14 protein-coding genes are annotated in these 17493 nt (G+C 73.4%); 8 read left to right on the top strand and 6 right to left on the bottom strand.

The genetic code is table 11. The annotated features are described in order from the left end of the window. Positions 1–28: 28 nt before the first annotated feature. Together ACQ0O7_RS32975 and ACQ0O7_RS32970 are read right to left on the bottom strand one after the other, a co-directional pair. Positions 29–1390, bottom strand: a complete 1362-nt coding sequence (locus ACQ0O7_RS32975; protein WP_430787972.1) for a condensation domain-containing protein — start codon at positions 1388–1390, stop codon at positions 29–31. After that, on the bottom strand, positions 1387–1587 hold the full coding sequence (locus tag ACQ0O7_RS32970) for an MbtH family protein (RefSeq protein ID WP_430787970.1): 201 nt from the start codon (positions 1585–1587) through the stop codon (positions 1387–1389). Before ACQ0O7_RS32970 ends, ACQ0O7_RS32975 begins: the two co-directional genes overlap by 4 nt. A gap of 209 nt (positions 1588–1796) precedes the next feature. Here ACQ0O7_RS32970 and ACQ0O7_RS32965 point away from each other — a divergent pair, with 209 nt between their 5' ends. The 5 genes from ACQ0O7_RS32965 to ACQ0O7_RS32945 all read left to right on the top strand — a co-directional run bounded on the left by ACQ0O7_RS32965 (position 1797) and on the right by ACQ0O7_RS32945 (position 7425). Further along, positions 1797–2831, top strand: a complete 1035-nt coding sequence (locus ACQ0O7_RS32965) for a glycosyltransferase (protein ID WP_430787968.1) — start codon at positions 1797–1799, stop codon at positions 2829–2831. After that, the gene (locus ACQ0O7_RS32960; protein ID WP_430787966.1) at positions 2821–3675 is read left to right on the top strand and encodes an alpha/beta fold hydrolase; all 855 of its coding nucleotides are present in this window, start codon (positions 2821–2823) and stop codon (positions 3673–3675) included. Before ACQ0O7_RS32965 ends, ACQ0O7_RS32960 begins: the two co-directional genes overlap by 11 nt. A 21-nt stretch (positions 3676–3696) precedes the next feature. Further along, entirely contained in the window at positions 3697–4989 is a 1293-nt protein-coding gene (locus tag ACQ0O7_RS32955; RefSeq protein ID WP_430787964.1) for a glycosyltransferase, read from the top strand. A 150-nt stretch (positions 4990–5139) separates the two neighbouring features. Further along, complete coding sequence (gene hppD, locus ACQ0O7_RS32950; protein ID WP_430787962.1) at positions 5140–6195, top strand: 4-hydroxyphenylpyruvate dioxygenase; 1056 nt, start codon at positions 5140–5142, stop codon at positions 6193–6195. 93 nt (positions 6196–6288) lie between these two features. Beyond that, positions 6289–7425 (top strand): epoxide hydrolase family protein, encoded by a 1137-nt coding sequence (locus tag ACQ0O7_RS32945; protein WP_430787960.1) that lies wholly within the window; start codon positions 6289–6291, stop codon positions 7423–7425. Positions 7426–7497: 72 nt separating this feature from the next. Here the strand turns inward: ACQ0O7_RS32945 and ACQ0O7_RS32940 are convergent, their stop codons facing one another. Then, entirely contained in the window at positions 7498–12771 is a 5274-nt protein-coding gene (locus ACQ0O7_RS32940) for a type I polyketide synthase (RefSeq protein WP_430787958.1), read from the bottom strand. Positions 12772–12912: 141 nt separating this feature from the next. Between ACQ0O7_RS32940 and ACQ0O7_RS32935 the strand changes: the two genes are divergently transcribed. Together ACQ0O7_RS32935 and ACQ0O7_RS32930 are read left to right on the top strand one after the other, a co-directional pair. After that, positions 12913–13845, top strand: coding sequence for a hypothetical protein (locus tag ACQ0O7_RS32935; protein WP_430787956.1), 933 nt, complete (start codon positions 12913–12915; stop codon positions 13843–13845). A gap of 2 nt (positions 13846–13847) precedes the next feature. Continuing rightward, positions 13848–14435, top strand: coding sequence for a GNAT family N-acetyltransferase (locus tag ACQ0O7_RS32930; protein ID WP_430787954.1), 588 nt, complete (start codon positions 13848–13850; stop codon positions 14433–14435). Here ACQ0O7_RS32930 and ACQ0O7_RS32925 read toward each other — a convergent pair. After that, on the bottom strand, positions 14379–15494 hold the full coding sequence (locus ACQ0O7_RS32925) for a hypothetical protein (RefSeq protein WP_430787952.1): 1116 nt from the start codon (positions 15492–15494) through the stop codon (positions 14379–14381). The genes ACQ0O7_RS32930 and ACQ0O7_RS32925 overlap by 57 nt on opposite strands. Between ACQ0O7_RS32925 and ACQ0O7_RS32920 the strand changes: the two genes are divergently transcribed. Further along, the gene (locus tag ACQ0O7_RS32920) at positions 15484–15705 is read left to right on the top strand and encodes a hypothetical protein (RefSeq protein ID WP_430787950.1); all 222 of its coding nucleotides are present in this window, start codon (positions 15484–15486) and stop codon (positions 15703–15705) included. The two genes, ACQ0O7_RS32925 and ACQ0O7_RS32920, sit on opposite strands and share 11 nt — an antisense overlap. Before the next feature lie 157 nt (positions 15706–15862). Here ACQ0O7_RS32920 and ACQ0O7_RS32915 read toward each other — a convergent pair whose 3' ends face one another. Together ACQ0O7_RS32915 and ACQ0O7_RS32910 are read right to left on the bottom strand one after the other, a co-directional pair. Beyond that, the gene (locus ACQ0O7_RS32915; protein ID WP_430787948.1) at positions 15863–16576 is read right to left on the bottom strand and encodes an HAD family hydrolase; all 714 of its coding nucleotides are present in this window, start codon (positions 16574–16576) and stop codon (positions 15863–15865) included. A 37-nt stretch (positions 16577–16613) separates the two neighbouring features. After that, on the bottom strand, positions 16614–17480 hold the full coding sequence (locus ACQ0O7_RS32910) for an aldo/keto reductase family oxidoreductase (RefSeq protein WP_430787946.1): 867 nt from the start codon (positions 17478–17480) through the stop codon (positions 16614–16616). Positions 17481–17493: the final 13 nt, after the last annotated feature.

The following is a 17493-nucleotide window of genomic DNA, read 5'->3' as shown; positions in this document are numbered from 1 at the left end:
GCACGGCCCGGTCCCCACTGCGGGGTACTCAGCCGACCGGTGCGTCCGGGGTGGTGACCAGGGTGCGGAGGGTCTCCTGGAATTCGGCGACCAGGTCCGCGATGGTGGCGGCGCGGAACTCGGTGCTGCTGAACTTCACCGCACCGACCATGCCCGCCGCCGGGTCGACCTCGAGCGTCCACAGGATCCCGTTCGGGATGTGCGAACTGACCGGCTGGAACATCCGGCGGTCGCGGATCTGGGCGAACCGGGCCGGGCCGAGACCGCCGGTGGCGCCGAACGGGTTCTGGAAGACCTGCATGGCGCCGACCGCGATGTCGTCGGCCGCGAAGGCCTCCATCAGCGTGGGCGCCAGCGGAATGATCTCGGCGAACGGGATCTCGTGGCTCTGCGCCTCGATGCAGGTGGCCCTGGTCCGGGCGAGGACGTCCCGCCAGGTGGCGCAGTCGGTGAGGTCGGTCCGCAGCGGGACGAAGTTGAAGAACGCGCCCACGGTGTCGGCGAATTCGGCCTCGGCCCGGCCGGCCGTGATCGTCGGGGTGACCACGTCGGTGTTGCCGGACCGGCGGGCCAGCAGCCCGTTGTACGCGGCCATCAGCACCATGAACATCGAGCAGCGTGACGACGCCGCGAACCGGGCGGCGGCCGTGGACAAGCCGGGCGCGACGACGAAGCGGTACGTGGCGGTGACCTTGTCGCCGCCGGCCGGCCCCGGGTGGTCCAGCGGCAGGCCGAGCGTCCGTGCCCCGGCGAGCTTGCGTGACCAGTACTCCCGGTGGCCGGCGATCGCGGCGGCGGCGGCCGGACCGTGCTGACGGGCCGTCCAGTCACGGTAGCCCGGCGCCTCCGCAAGCCCGTCCGGCCCGCCGAGCCGGGCGGCGTACAGCGCACCGAGATCACGGACCAGCAACCGCATCGACCAGCCGTCGGTGGCGATGTGATGGGCGATCAGGACCAGGACGGCGTCGGTGTCGTCGAAGCGCCCGAGATGCGCGCGCAGGAGCGGGGTCCGCCCGGCCTGGATGGTGCCGGCCTCCACCTCGTTGACGAACTCCTCGGCCCGGCGGTCCCGCTCGGGTCCCGGCCCGGCCGGCAGTCGCGAGGTCACCAGCGGTACCGGGGTCGCCGCGCGCACCTCCTGGTACGGCTCGCCGTCGTCGCGGACCAGGATCGTGCGCAGAGCCTCGTGGCGCCGGGCCAGATCGTCCAGGGCGCCCTGGAGCGCCCCGGTGTCCAGTTCCCCGCTGACCCGCAGCGCCTGGGTGTTGAAGTACCTGTCGCCGAACGGTCCGCCCTGGTCGCCGGTGTCGAAGGCGACCAGGAACGCCTGCGGCGCGGACAGCGGGGCCCGGGCCGACGGTCCGGCCGCCGCCCGCGGCGCGGCGGTCATCGGGCACCGGCCCGGTCGTGTGACGTTGCGGCCAGGCCACCGGGCACCCGGCGCAGGCAGTCCTCGCGGGAGGCCGGGCCGTGCAGCACCGCCCATCCGGCCGGCACGGCGGCGAACACCGGCCACAGCGAATGCTGATCCCATTCGTTCACCAACATCAGGAATTCGGCGTCCGGGTCGTCGAAAGCGTCGGGCATGGCGGTCCTCTCCTCGAGAAATGGCGGCCGCGGGCACGGGACTGCGACGACCATCGCAACGGTTCCGGCCCCCGCGCATCTCCCGCCGTGCCGTTCGGCCGGGGCGGGCGGCCATCGCGCATTCGAGAAGACGTTGACAAGTCCGCAACATTCCTACGCTGTGGCTCGCACATCGATCCGTGCCGGAAGTGCCAGAAGGGTGAACCGCAGTGAACATCCTCGCCGTCGTGCACAGTCCGCCCGGCAGTGGCGGGCACACCACCATGAGCCGTGTCACCGGTCATCTCCGCGCGGCCGGGCATCACGTCACGCTCGTGCCCGACCCCGATCCCGCGACGCTGCGTGATCTCGCCGGGCGTCACGATGCGCACCTGGTGATCGGGGCGCACGCATACCTGGCCGGGATGGCGTTCGCCGGCCTGCCGGTGCCGTCGGTGATCGCCTTCGGGGGCACCGATCTGAACGAGTTCGCCCACGATCCGGAGGCGATGGCCGTGATGACCGGTGCGGTGCACCGGGCCGCCGGCCTGGTCGCGTTCAGCCGGGACTTCCTGGACCAGGGGCGGCGGCTGTGGCCGGCGGCGGCCGGCCGGATGCGCCTCATCCCGCAGGCGGTCGCCGGGGAGCCCGATCTGTCGTACTCGCTGCGGGCCGGGCTGGGCATCGGCGACGACGGCGTGCTGTTGCTGCTGCCGGCCGGCCTGCGGCCGGTCAAGGACCCGTTGCTGCTGATCGACACGGTGCAGCGGTGGCACCGGGAGGACCCGCGGGTGCACCTGGTCATCGCCGGGATGGAGTACGACGACACCTTCGCCGGCATCGTGCGGCGCCGGTGCGCCCGCGCGCCCGGGGTGACGTTCGCCGGCCTGCTGTCCCGGCCGCGGCTGCACGCCGCGATGCTGGAGGCGACCGCGGTGCTCAACACCTCGCGGAGCGAGTGCATGCCGAACGCCGTGCTGGAGGCCATGTGGCTGGGCGCCGCGGTGATCGTGCGCGACGTGCCCGGCAACACCTGCGTGATCCGGCACGACGACACCGGACTGCTTTTCGGTACGCCGGACGAGTTCCGCGCCCAGGCGACCCGCCTGCTCACCGAGCCGGGGCTGCGGACCCGGCTCGGGGTGCGGGCCCGCGGCCACGCCTGGGAGTTCCACGACCCGCGCGACGAACGTGACGCCTACGACCGGCTGGTCCGGACCCTGACCGGGCCCCCGCCGGTGGAGGCCGCCCGTCATGGCCGTTGAACTGCTCGCCGTCAACGGTGTGACGCTGGCCGCGGAGCGTTTCGGCAGCCCGGCGGACCCACCGGTCCTGCTCGTCGCCGGCGCCGCGGCGCCGATGGTCTCCTGGCCCCGGGACTTCTGCGGCCGGCTGGCCGGCGCCGGGCGCTTCGTGGTCCGCTACGACCATCGGGATCTCGGGCGGTCCACGTCCTATCCGTGCGGTGCGCCCGGTTACCGTCTGGCCGACCTGGCCGGCGACGTGATCGGCCTGCTGGACGCCCTGGACCTGCCCGCGGCGCACCTGGCCGGCGTCTCTCTCGGTGGTCAGCTGGCCCAGCTGGCCGCGCTGGGCCATCCGTCCCGGGTGTCGTCGCTGACCCTGGTGTCGACCAGTCCCGCGGCGCTCGGATCGGCCGGCCGAGATCTGCCGCAGCCGTCACTGAGCGCCCTCTGCGCCCTCGACGACGTGGATCCGCCCGACTGGGAGCGACCGGAATCGGTGGTCCGTCATCTGATGGCCCTGGCCCGGATCCGGTCCGGCGGCGCCTTCGACGAGCCGGCCGCCCGGCGCGCCGCGGTCGCCGTCGCCGGCCACGGCGGTGACCTGCGGACCGCGGCCGCCAACCACGCGCTGCTCGGCGCGGGCACGCCGTGGCGGGAGCGGCTGCCGGAGATCGCCGTGCCGACGGTCGTGCTGCACGGCGACCACGACCCGCTGTTCCCGCCCGCGCACGGCCGGGCACTGCGCGACCTGATCCCCGGCGCCACGCTGATCACCCTGCCGGACACCGGTCACGACCTCTCCGGCGCCGGCTGGAACGAGCTGGAACGAGCGCTGCTCGCGGTCAGCGCCGGTTCATCCTGAACCCACGACATCGGAGGAAGCATGCAACCCCGTCCCTGCGACTGCACGCCGATGTGTGTGCTGCGCACCGAGAACCCGATGAACGTACGCCCGGCACGCAGCGACCGGGCCGCCCCGTCGGTCTACCGGCCGGACGGCGCGGCGCTCGCGGACCGGCTGACCAGTTACGCCGTGCTCGCCCATGATCCGGCCGTGCGGACCGTCGCCGCCGACTACTGGCTGCACAGCGAGCCCTACTACCGCGCGGTGATCGACGCGCTGCACCGGCTCACCGCCGGTGACGCGCCCGCCCGGGACGCGGTGCGTGAGCTGTCCGCCCGGCCCGACGACATCCGGGCCGAGCTGCGGGTTCATCGCCTCCTGGCCGGGCTGGCCACCACCCGGGCCGGCCGGGCCGACGCCGAACGGGCGGTCCGGGAGGCCGACGGCAACGTGTACATCGACTACCTGCGGGGCGCGCAGTACCTGCCGGCCCCCGCCCCGGCGACCACCGCCGCCCTGCGCGAGCGGGCCGGGCGGCTCGTGCCCCGGCCGGACGCCGCCCGGCCCGATCTGCTGGTCGTGGTGCCGCTGATGGACCGGGGCGACACCGGCCGCCTGCGCAACCTGCTCGCCTGTCTGCTGGCCCTGCGCGACCAGACGCTGCCGGCCTCGCGGTACCGGGTGACGGTCGCCGAGTTCGACACCGAACCGCGCTGGGAGACGGTGGTCCGCCCGCTGGCCGACCACTACGTGCACGTGCGCGCCGACGGCCCGTTCAACAAGTCGTGGACCCTCAACGCCGGGGTCCGGCACAGCCCGGGTCACGCGCCGGTGGTGTGCCTGCTGGACGCCGACATCCTCGCCGACCGGGACTTCCTGCGCCGCAACCTGGAGCGGTTCGGCGACGCGGGGCACGCCGCGCACCTGCCGCACACCGAGATGCTGTCGCTGGACCACGCCGCCAGTGACGCGGTCATCACCCAGCGCTGCCTGGCCGGCCGGGCGGAGGCCCCCCTCGGGCTGGCCCGCGGGCTGCTGCTGCGCGACGTGCCGGGAGCCTGTCTGTGGCTGCGGCGCACGGTGTTCGACGAGATCGGTGGCCTGGACGAGCGGTACCTGGGGTGGGGCGGTGAGGACGAGGACATGCTCGTGCGCACCTCCCGGGCCGGCGCCACCACCCAGTTCGACGACGTGCTGGTGCACCTGGCGCACACCCGCCCGGCGATGCGGCGTGCGGACGGCCGGCCGTTCAACGCCCATCTGGCGGTCGGCACCTGGCGGGGCACGGCCGGCTACGGCTCGCTGACCGGACCGGCCGCCGGCGTCCGGTAGCGCCCCGCACGCTGGGAGATGCCCAGGCGGAGGCCCCGGTGCGACGCTGAGGACGTCCTCGGTCGCCTGGCCCGTACCGCCGGCTCCGGTCCGGACGTTCACTCCGCGCGCCGACGCGACCTCCTTCGCTCTCCCGTCGGGAGTACCGCCATGACCTCAGCACCGTTCGGCGACCTGATCGTCGACCACGTCCGGTACTACACGGACGACCTCCGGGCCGTCGCCGCCTGGCTCGGCGACGGCTACCGGCTGCCCACCTTCGCCCGGTCCCGGCCGGGCGACCCGTCGCCCGCGCTGGGCATCGGCCGCGAGGGCATCCGCCTGCTGGTCACCAGCCCGGCGGACGAGACCGGCCGGCAGTACCTGCAACGGCACGGCGACGGTGTCGCCGACATCGCCCTGCGGGTGGACGACGCCGAGGCCGCGATGGAGGCGGCCCTGTCCCGTGGCGCCCGCCGGATCGGGCCGGTCCGGCACGAGGACGGGGTGACCACCGCGACCGTCGCCGGGTTCGGCGACGTCGTCCACACCTTCGTGGCGCGCGCGCCCGGGGTGGCCGGGCAGATCCTGCCCGGCCTGCTCCCGGTCACCCCGGCGGAGACCCCCGGGGGACCGCGCCTGCACGAGATCGACCACTTCGCGGTCTGCCTGCCGGCCGGTGAGCTGGACGCCACCGTGGAGTTCTACGAACGGGTCCTCGACTTCGACATGATCTTCACCGAGCACATCGTGGTCGGCACCCAGGCGATGAACTCCAAGGTCGTGCAGAGCGCGTCGGGTGCCGTCACGTTCACCCTGATCGAGCCGGACCCGCGGCACGACCCCGGCCAGATCAACGAGTTCCTGGCCCGGCACGGCGGCGCCGGGGTGCAGCACATGGCGTTCGCCACCGACGACATCGTGCACGCCGTCTCGGCGCTGGAGGCCGGCGGCGTCGCCTTCCTGGACACCCCGGACGCCTATTTCCAGATGATCGAACGGCGGCTGACCCTGGCCAAGCACTCGATCGCCGACCTGAACAAGCTCAACGTGCTGGTGGACGAGGACCACCACGGGCAGCTCTACCAGATCTTCGCGCGCTCGGCGCACCCCCGGGGCACCTACTTCAACGAGATCATCGAGCGGCTGGGCGCCCGTACCTTCGGCAGCGGCAACATCAAGGCGCTGTACCAGGCGGTCGAGATGCAGCGCAACGGCCTGCTCTGACCCCACCGTCCGTCCCGCCGGCACCAGCGGAGTCCAGGGCCGCCCGGCCGTCCGGCGGCCCTGCGTCATACCACCACCCGTACAGGAGGATCGATGCGCCCGTTCACCATCTCCGTCCCCCAGTCCGACCTCGACGATCTGCGGGCCCGGCTCGCGGCGACCCGGTGGCCGGACGAACTGCCCGGCGTCGGCTGGACCCGCGGGGTGCCCCTGGCGTACCTGCGGGAGCTGGCCGAGTACTGGCGTGACGGCTTCGACTGGCGGGCCGCCGAGCAGCGGCTCAACCGGCTGCCGCAGTTCCGGACCGAGATCGACGATCAGCCGATCCACTTCGTCCACCTGCCGTCCCCCGAGCCGGACGCGATGCCGTTGCTGCTCACCCACGGCTGGCCGGGCGCTTTCACCGAGTTCGCGGGAGTGGCCGAGCGGCTGCGTGATCCCCGGTCGCACGGTGGCGACCCGGCCGACGCGTTCCATCTGGTCATCCCGTCGCTGCCCGGGTACGGCTTCTCCACTCCGCTGCGCCGCCCCGGCTGGGACGTGCCCCGGATCGCCGCCGCCTGGAGCGAGCTGATGACCCGGCTCGGCTACCGGCGGTACGGCGCGCAGGGTGGTGACGCCGGTTCGCCGATCTCGCTGGCGCTCGGCGCCATGCGTCCGGAACAGGTGACCGGCGTGCACGTGAACATGCTGATGACCTTTCCGACCGGTGATCCGGCGGACCTCGCCGGGCTGGAGCCGGCCGACCTGGACCGGCTCGGTCTGCTGGCCCGGTTCGACGAGCATCTGTCCGGCTACATGAAGATCATGGCGACCCGGCCGCAGACGCTCGGCTACGCGCTCAACGACTCCCCGGCCGGGCTGCTGGCCTGGATCGCCGAGAAGTTCGAGGAGTGGAGCGACGGCGGGGTGGACCGCGACGAACTGCTCACCGTGGCCTCGCTCTACTGGCTGACCGGGACCGCCACCTCGGCGGCCCAGTTCTACTTCGAGGGCGCCGAGGGGGTGCGGGCGGCGGCGTCCGGGGTGGCCGGGCCGCCGGTCACCGTGCCGGTCGGGGTGGCGGTCTTCCCGAAGGACCTCTTCCTGCCGATCCGGCGCTTCGCGGAGCGTGATCTGAAGGCCGTCACCCGGTGGACCGAGTTCGACGACGGCGGCCACTTCGCGGCCCTGGAGCGGCCTCAGGCGCTGGTCGACGACGTCCGGGCGTTCTTCCGCACGGTGCGCTGACCTCTTCCCCACCCGAAAACGGCGTCCCCGACCGGAAGACCGGTCGGGGACGCCGTTTTCGGTGGACGCGGGTCAGGCCGGGACGGTCTCGGGACGCAGGACCTCCAGGATGTGACCGGACAGCCGGATCACGGTGGGTTTGTTCCACAGGATGTTCGGCGGCAGCTCGATGCCGTAGCGGCGGGACAGCCGGACCCGCAGCGACACCGTCATGATCGAGTCGAAGCCGATCTCGACCAGCGGCCGGCGCGTGTCGATGGCCGCCGACTCCATGTTGAGCTCGGCCGCCACCTGCTCGCGGACGTCGTCCAGCATGGTGCCGGCCAGGTCGTCCTCGGGCGACGTCCAGTCCAGCGCGAACCCGGCGGCCCGCTCGCCGTCCGGGCCGGCCGTGGTGGCCGTCAGGTCCCGCAGCATCGGCACCCGGGGCATGTTCGGCGGGGTCGGCAGCACCCGCAGCACCGCCTGGTACGGCAGGTGGAAGCGGTCCGCGAAGTCCCACGACCGGAACGCCTCGGCGGCCGACACCGCCTCCAGCCCGCGGCTGTTGGCCTCCATCATCGTGGTGCCGATCGACTCCGACATCCCGACGCCGCGCCACGACGTCCAGCCGAAGCTGGTGCTCCCGGCGTCCCCGGCCCGGTGCCGCCGGGCGGCGAGCGCGTCCAGGAACGAGTTGGCCGCCGCGTAACTCGCCTGCCCGGTCAGCCGGGCGAACTGCCCGCACGACGAGAACATCACGAAGAAGTCCAGCGTGCCGGGCGGGAACAGGCGGTGCAGCACCATCGCCCCGTCCACCTTCGGGGCCATCGCCTCGGCCAGCCCGTCCCGGTCGACCTTGTCCACCAGGGCGTCGCGGACCACACCGGCGGCGTGCACGATACCCCGTACCGGCGGCAGCCCGTGGGTGGCCGGGTCCAGCGCCACCGCCACCTGTTCGGCGTCGGTGACGTCCAGAGCGATCGGCTGGACGGTGACGCCGAGCGCCTCCAGTTCCAGCACACCGTCGATCTGCCGGCGGGTGGCCGGGTCGGTGACCTCGGCCCACCGGGTACGCGGCGGCAGCGCCCGCCGGCCAGCCAGCAGCAGCCGCCGGGCGCCCCGGTCGGCCAGCCAGCGGGCGACCAGCCGGCCCAGCGCCCCGAGGCCGCCGGTGACCAGGTAGGTGTCGTTCGGCCGGCATTGCAGGGTGGCGGTCTCGGCCGGCCGGTCGAGGGGCGCGAGACGGCACACCGCCGTCTCCTCCTCGCCCACACTGATCACGTCCTCGGCGCCGCTCAGGCCGGTCAGCGCCCCGACCAGACGGCGGGCGGTCTCCGGACCGTCCCCGTCCAGGTCGACGACACCACCGAACAACTGCGGGCTCTCCCCCGCGACGATCCGGGCGGTGCCCCACAGCGGCGCGTGGGCCAGGCTCTGCTCGGTGCCGGCCCGGCGCACCCCGGAGGTGACCGTCCAGAGCCGGGGCGGCACCGGGAAGCTGGCCGCGGTCTCGGCGTCGAGCATCCGCTGCACCGACTGGATCAGCGTCCAGGTGCACCGTTCGGCCGCCCGCTCGACCGGTTCGCCGGGCCCCGGCAGCGCCGGGGCGACCAGGACGGTGTCCACACCGGCCAGCAGATCCCGGGTCAGGTCCTCCGGGGCGCCGAGCGGGGTGACCGCCACACCGACCTCGGTGAGCACGGTGGCCAGCCAGTCCGCGGTGGCCCCGGCACCGACGACGGCCGCCGACCGGACGGTGGCCCGGCCCGCCGGCACGCCGGTGTCGGCCGGCCGCCACACCACCTCGTGCACCAGGTCACGGGGCGCCGCGACCACGTCGTCGGTGTCGTGGATGGCGGAGAACTTCAGCCCCAGCACCCGGCAGGCCAGCCGGCCGTCGTCGGCGTCGGTGATCCACACGTCGACGGTGTCCTCCGGCGACTTGGGGTTGCGGGCCGAGTGCACGATCAGCCGGGCCGGGGGCTCGCCGTCGAAGGCCACCGAGTCGATCCAGCACGACATCCACTGGTGCTTGGCGAACTCCGGGGTGACCATCACCGCGCTGATGGTCAGCGCGCCGTCGATCACGTGTGCCCAGCTCCCACTGTGCCGGGCCGGTGGCGCCGCCAGGGTCAGCCGGGTCAGCTGCTCGTCGTCGCCGCGGTGCATGGCGTCGAGCGTCCACGGGAACGCGTAGCCACCGACGCCCATCCGGCGGAACATGTTGTCGACCCGGGTGAAGTCCCACTCCTCGGGGCAGCGCGCCCGGACCGTGTCGGGGTCGCCGGGCCAGGTCAGCGGCTCGGTGCTCCAGTCCAGCGAGGCGGTGGAGTGGGTGATCCACTCCAGATCGGCCTCCGCCACGCCCTCGGTGGAGGCCAGCCGGGTGGACAGGCGCAGGGCGTTCTCGGCCAGCACCACCTGGACGACCCGGGCCGGTTCCACGGCGAGCGGGGTCCGCAGCACCACGTCGCTGAGCCGTGGGATCCGCCCGTCCCGGATGCCCGCGACGACGAAGCTGTTCAGCATCACCGCGGCCGGGGCGATCTCGACGTCGACCACCTTGTGTTCCAGCGGGTACGGCCGGCTCGACATGTCGAGATAGGTCTGCCAGACCTGGCGCGGCGGGGCCCCGCTGACCGTGGTCCGCCCGCCGAGCAGGTGGTGGGCGCTCGGGTCGTGGCCGCCGCCCCGCCCGCTCTCCTCCGCCTCGGCCGGGAAGATCCAGTACGGCCGGTGCTGCCAGGACATCGTCGGCAGGGCGGCCAGTTCACCGGGCGCCTGTACGGTCCAGTCGACCGCCGCACCGTGGCACCAGAGCCGGGCGGTCGCGGTGGCGAGCGCGACCAGCTCGTCGGTGTCGCGGCGCAGCGAGCCGGCCGCGAGACCGTCGTCGGCGCCCGACGCGGCGAGCACCTCGGTGATCGAGTGGGTGACCACCGGGTGCGGGGCGATCTCCAGGAAGAGCCGGTGGCCGTCGGCGACCGCGGCCTCGACCGCCCCGGCGAACAGCACCGGCTGCCGCAGGTTCGCCTGCCAGTAGGCGCCGTCCCGGGGGTCGGCGCCCCGCGGGTCGGCCAGGGCGGTGGAGTACAGCGGCACCACCGGCGCGGTGGCCGTCAGCTCGTCGGCGGCGGCCCGGACGGCCGGCACGACGGCGTCCACGTGCCCGCTGTGGAAGGCGATGTCGGTGTCGACCTCCCGCACCTCCAGGCCCTCGGCGCGCCAGGCGGTGACCAGGTCCCGCACCGCGTCCCGGTCGCCGGAGATCACCGTGGAGCCCGGGGCGGCCACGATCGCGGCGGCCACGTCGTCGCGCCCGGCCAGCCGCTCCCGGATCTCCGCGACCGGTCGCGACACCATCGCCATGCCGCCGTCACCGGCGAGTTCACCCAGCGCACGGGCCCGGCGGCAGGCGAACCGCGCGGCGTCCAGCAGCGGCAGGCACCCGGCGGCCACCGCCGCGGCGATCTCCCCGACCGAGTGGCCGATGATCGCGCCGGGGCGCAGGCCGCGGCTCTCCCACACCCGGGTCAGGCCGGCCTGCACCGCGAAGATGAGGGCCTGCACCTCGGACCCGGACCAGGGCCCGCCGGCGGTGAGCGCGTCCCGTGGGGTCCAGCCCAGCTCCTCGGTGTAGACGGCGGCCAGCTCGTCCACCGCCTCGGCGAAGGCCGGCTCCGACGCGAGCAGCTGACGGCCCATCCCGGACCACTGCGAGCCGTGCCCGGAGAACACCCACACCGGGTCGTCGGCCTGCCCGGCCACCGACCAGCCCTGGACCACGGCCGGGTCCCGTCGCTCGGCGGCCAGCGCCCGCAGGCCGGCGGCCAGGTCGGTGATCGGGCCGGCGACGACGCCGGCCCGCTGCACCAGAGGCGACCGGCGGGCGCCCAGGCTGTGCCGGACCGCTTCCGGATCGGCGTCCGGGTTCGCGTCGAGCCAGTCGGCCAGATCGCCGGCGGCGGCCCGCAGGCCGGCCTCGGACATCGCCGAGAGCGGGTGGAACGCGGGACGGTCCAGCGGGGCGGTCTCCCGCGCCTCCGGTGCGGCCGGCGCCGCGGCCGGCGGCTCCTCGACGATGACATGGGCGATCGAGCCGCCGACGCCGTAACTGGAGACGCCGGCCCGCCGGACCGGACCGCCGGCCGGCCACGGGGTACGGTCGGCGACCAGCCGCAGACCCGCCGACTCCCAGTCGAAACCGCTGGTGGGGGTGGTGTGCAGGCTCGGCGGCAGCTCCTCGTGCTGGAGGGCCAGCACCGTCTTGATCACCCCGGCGATGCCGGAGCCCGCCTCGGTGTGGCCGATGTTCGGTTTGATCGACCCGATCAGGCAGGGGTCGCCGGCCCGGCCCGCGCCGAAGACCTCGGCCAGCGCGTTCGCCTCCTCGCGGTCCCCGACCGGCGTGCCGGTGCCGTGGGCCTCCACGTACCGCACCGTCGCCGGGTCGATGCCCGCCCGCTCGTACGCCCGGCGCAGCATGTGCGCCTGGGCGTCGCCGTTCGGGGCCATCATCCCGTCGGAGCGGCCGTCCTGGAACACGCCGCTGCCCGGGATCACCGCGAGCACCGGGTCGCCGTCGCGCCGGGCGTCGGCGAGCCGCTTGAGGACGACCACACCGGCGCCCTCCCCGCGACCGTATCCGTCGGCGGCCTCGTCGAAGGCCTTGCTGCGGCCGTCCGGGGAGGTGGCGCCGGCCGCGTCCAGCGCGACGAAGAGCGCCGGGGTGGCCATCACGTTCACTCCGCCGACGATCGCCAGCGGGATCTCGCCACGGTCCAGACTCTGGCAGGCGACGTGCAGGGCGGTCAGCGATCCGGCGCAGGCGGTGTCCACCGCCATGCTGGGCCCGCGCAGGTCGAGGGCGTACGAGACCCGGTTGGCGATCCCGTAGTAGGTGGTGCCGTTGACCGCCCACGCGTTGGTACGGGTGATGTCCTCGAGCAGCCGGCGCCCGTAGTCGTTGGAGTTCGCGGCGACGTACACGCCGGTGTCGGTGCCGCGCAGTGACAGCGCCGGGATGCCGGCCCGTTCCAGCGCCTCCCACGCCAGTTCGAGGACGATGCGCTGCTGCGGGTCGAGGTATTCGGCCTCACGGGGAGAGATGCCGAAGAAGTCGGCGTCGAATCCCTCGATGTCCCGCAGGAACGAGCCGCGACGGGTGGTGCGGTTCAGGATCGCGGTGGCTTGCGGACTACTCGCCTTGTACGGTTCCCAGCGCTCGTCCGGCATCTCGCTCACGTCGCTGCGCCCGGCCACCAGGAAGTCCCAGAGCTTCTCCGGCGAGTCCAGATCGGGGGCGTAGCGGCAGCTGAGGGCCACCACCGCGATGGAGTGGGGAGGTTGGCCGTCCCGACTCATGAGGGCTCCTTTCGACCACCGGGCAGACCCCGGTTGGTGGAATCCTGGCTGCTCAGCCGACCGGCGCTCATCCGCTCGATTGCTGGCGATCGCGCACGCCGGAAGAAGTCCGGGCCCCGCCGAGTCAGCACACTCAGCGTCATGACTGTCACCGCAAGCAAGAATCCGGACGTCACCACCCCGCAACGCCCGCCGCGGCGCGGCCGGCTGGTGGCCCTCAGCGCCGTCGCGGGGCTGCTCCTGGCCGTCCTGTGGTCCTACGAGTTCGTCGATCACGTGATCGGTGACAACGTGGCCAACGCGCTGCTCGGGCACGACGCGAAGGCCACCGCGCTGGGCGGGACGATGGCCGGGCTCGCCTTCGCCTTCGTGTCCGGGCTGGCCGGCACGTTCACCGCCTGCAACATCGCGATGGCCGCCTCGATCGGCCCGCTGGGGCAGGCCAGCGCGCGGACCGGCACGCGCGGCGGACTGCCCGCCCTGCTGCGCCCGGTGGCCTGGATGACCGCCGGCATGGTGGCGGTGGCCGGCGTCTACGGGTTCGCCGGGGTGCTGATCGGCGACGGCCTGCCGCAGTTGTCCACCGCCACCGCCGGCGGGATGCCGGTGCGCCTGATCCAGTCGATGGTCGTCTTCGGTCTGATCGGGCTGGCTTTCGTCTGGCTGGGGCTGGCCACACTGGGTGTGGTGCCGGACCCGTTCGCGCGCCGCCCGGTCGCCCGGGTGGTCACGCTCGGTGCGCTGGTCGGCGGCTTCCTGATCGGCCGGCCCTACCCGCTGTTCAACAAGCTGTTCCACTGGGCGGTGGACAGCGGCAATCCGCTGTACGGCGCGGGCGCCTTCATCCTCCAGTCACTCGGCAACCTGATCATCGTGCTGGCGCTGTTCAGCCTGGTCGTGGTGCTCACTCGCGGGCGGGTGATCGCCTGGATGGCCGAGCGCCCGGCCACCACGACGGCCGTCACCGGTGCCATGCTGATCGCCCTGGGCACCTTCAGCGTCATCTACTGGAACGTCCGGCTGCCGTCGATATTCGGCTACGGCTGGTTCCCCACCATGTGGTACAACTCCTGACCGTGTCGCTGCCTTCACCGACCCTGCTCACCGCCCGGCTCCGGCTGCGCCCGTTCGCCGGCACCGACGCCGGTGACCTGTGGGGCCTGCACTCCGACGCCCACGTGCTGCGCTACTGGGACTCCCCGCCGTGGACCGGGCCGGAGCGGGCCGAGCGGTTCCTCGCCACCTGCCGGACGCTGGCGGCGGAGGGCACCGGCACCCGGCTGGCGGTCGAGCGGCTGTCCGACGGGGTCTTCCTGGGCTGGTGCGGGCTGAGCCGGTGGCACCCGGAGTACCGCAGCGCCGCCCTCGGCTTCTGTTTCACCCAGGCGTCCTGGGGTCACGGGCACGCGACCGAGGCGGCCCGGGAGCTGCTGCGGTGGGCGTACACAAGCCTGGATCTGAATCGGGTCCAGGCCGAGGCCGACACGCGCAACCTGGCGTGCGCACGCGTCCTGGAGAAGTTGGGTTTCGTCCGTGAGGGCACGCTGCGCGAGGATTGCGTGGTCGCCGGGGTGGTGTCCGACTCGTGGGTGTTCGGCCTGCTCCGGTCAGAATTCCCGGGTCTCGTCGAACCAGACGCCGGCCGGCCCGGACAGATCGCCTAGCGGGGTCACCGCGGTCAGCTGGGCGACGGCGACCTGGGCGTCCTCCCGTTCGGTGGTCTCGATGCGGGGCAGGCGGTTGATCGCGGCGACGAATCCGCGGACCGCCTCCTCGACCGTTTCCGGCCCGGCCGCCGCGTCGATCGTGGTCCGCGCGGCACGGAACGCCTTCACCGCGACCTTCGCGGACCTGGTCGGCCAGGCCGCGAACGGCAGACCGTACTCGCTCGCGAACCACTCACCGGTCCGCAGCCGCGACACCGACGCATACGCCCACTCCCGGGTCGACCTGCGCACCTGTGCGCGCAACGGTTTCCCGCCACGGTCGTCGACGTTCCACGCGATCAGCCGGGACAGTTCCGGCCACCCCTCCACAGACGGAAGACCAGCCAGATCAGGTACGAATCTCAGCTCCAGCCCGGTCAGACCGCGGAATTCGGCCAGCGCCTGCAGATTGGTGAGACTCCCGGACAGCTCCAGGTGGCGCAGATCCGGGAACTGGAGCAGGCTCGCGCAATCGAACGGCTGGCGCAGTGGGGGCACGTGCACCGCCACGGTGGTCGCGGCGGCCACCGCGGGCATCACCGGCAGCGCGACCGGTATGCCGGTCGCCGCGCTGGTCCGCGGGCTGAAGCCGAGTCTCGGGCACGGTCTTCCCCGCCCGAGCACCGGTGTGAACAGCGACAGGTCGCCGCCGGCCGAGAACCGGGTGGTCTCCGGCAGCACCACCCGGACCGGGGCGTGACTCAGCGTCAGGCCGAAATCGCCCAGCCCGGCCCGGCTCAGGTCGATGTCGTGGGCGGCGTGCGGAGTCCACGAGAACCCCTCGATCGGGCGCCCGGTGGACCACTCGATCCAGCCGGTGTCGTCACCCTCGTACCTGATCCATCGCGGCCACGGCGACCCGGCCGGGGTGCTGAACCGGTCGAAGACCGTCCAGTCCAGCCGGTCACCGGGCGCCACCGCCAGATCCGCGTGCGGGCCGCCGATCGCGCAACCGCCGACACCCGGGGCCATGATCAGCCGGTGGCTGTCCGGCCCGGTCAACGAGATGATCTCCATCAGTCAGGACGCCCGCCCGCGCGCCCTGCGAGCCGAACGCGTCTCCGTGACCACCGTGGTGCTCTCACCGGCCGAAGCTACCAGCCGGCCGGCGAGATCCGCCCAGGTGCCGGCCGGGGTGACCCAGTCCGGGAGCGGCGACCGGGCGGCGGTCAACTCCCCGCGCGGTCGTCCACCTCCCGACCCCACCCTGGTTCGGGCACACCGGTGACCGGCCGTGCGCGGGCGCAGACGTCCCGGGCACGGTGGGGCATCACGGTCGACCGGCCGTGTCCCCGCACCGGAGACGCACACGCCGGACCTGGGTGACGTGTGCGTGGCCCGTCACGGTCCGGTTCGGACCGCAGCGGGCCACGCTGAGGTCTCCGCTACCGCTCGGCCGTGCGCAGTACCCGGCCGTCCGGGTGCTGCGACGCCAGCAGCTGCGGCAGGGCGGCCATGTCGGTGAACGTGTAGGTGGCGCCGGCCTCCAGCATCACCTCCGGAGCCTGGTGGGCCAGGCTGTCCGGCGGGCAGTAACCGAACACCGTGGCACCGGCGGCCACCCCGGCCCGGACCCCGGTCGGGGTGTCCTCGACCACCGCGGCACGGGCCGGGTCGATGCCGAGGGCGGCCGCCGCCGCCAGATAGACGTCCGGCGCCGGCTTGGTGCGGGGTGTCTCCATGCCACTGAAGATCCGCCCGGCGAACACGTCGTCCAGGCCGACCTTGGCCAGCTGCATCTCGATCTTCGGCCGGTCGGCGCCGCTGGCACACGCGATCCGGCCGCCGAACAGCCGGTGGATCTCACGGACCGCCGGCACCGCTCCCGGGATCGGCAGCAGATCCAGTGCGAGGGCCTCGTTGCGGCGCCCCCGGAACGCCTGGATCCACTCGTCGGTCACGGTGAACCCGGTGTGCGCGTGGATCAGGTCGCTCTCGTCGCGCACCGCCCGCCCCACGAACAGCCGGAAGCAGTCCGCCTCCGACACCTTCCACCCGAGTTCGTGCAGCATGGCCCGGAGCACACCGTTGGTGATGCGCTCCGAGTCGACGAGCACACCATCACAATCGAAGAGCACGGCGTCGTACGTATCCAGCATGCCGCAGACCCTAACCAGTGCCGGATGACCGGCCGTGTCAGCCTCCGATCCGGTCCAGTTCGGTCACATCGGCGGCGGACAGTTCCAGCCCGGCGCCGGCGATGTTCTCCCGCAGGTGGGCGACCGACTTCGTACCCGGGATCAGCAGGATGTTCGGCGACCGCCGCAGCAGCCAGGCCAGCGCGACCGACATCGGTGTCGCCCCGAGCCGCCCGGCGACCGCGGACAGCGCCGACGACTGGAGTGGGCTGAACCCGCCGAGCGGGAAGAACGGCACGTAGGCGATCCCGTCCGCGGCCAGCTCGTCGATCAGTGTGTCGTCGTACCGGTGGGCCAGGTTGTACATGTTCTGCACGCACACGATCGGCCCGATCGCCCGCGCCTCGGCGACCTGGCCGGCGGTCGCGTTGCTCACGCCCAGGTGCCGGATCAGCCCTTCGCGCTGGAGTTCGGCGAGGGTGCCGAACGCTTCGGCCACAGGCTCCTCCACCGGCCCCTCCGCGTTGCCCAGCCGCAGGTTGACCAGGTCGAGGACGTCCAGCCCGAGCCGCCCCAGGTTCTCGTGCACCTGCTTGCGCAGGCTCTCCGGGTCACGGGCGGCAGGCCAGCCTCCCTGGGCGTCCCGGTTCGCTCCGACCTTCGTGACGACACGCAACCCTTGCCGGTACGGGTGGAGAGCCTCCCTGATCAGCTCGTTGGTGACGTACGGCCCGTACGCGTCGGAGGTGTCGATGTGGGTGATGCCGAGGTCGACGGCCTCGCGCAGCACGGCCAGCGCACCGGCCCGGTCGGCGGGCGGGCCCATCACCCGGGGCCCGGCGAGCTGCATGGCGCCGTACCCGAACCGGGTGACCTCCAGGTCGCCCATCGTCCAGGTGCCGCCGGGAAGAGAAGTTGATGTCATGCCCCCACTCTGA

It is taken from the genome of Actinoplanes sp. G11-F43 (genome assembly GCF_050589265.1).
Taxonomy (GTDB): Bacteria; Actinomycetota; Actinomycetes; order Mycobacteriales; family Micromonosporaceae; genus Actinoplanes.
This window is presented reverse-complemented; position numbering and strand designations above follow the sequence as displayed.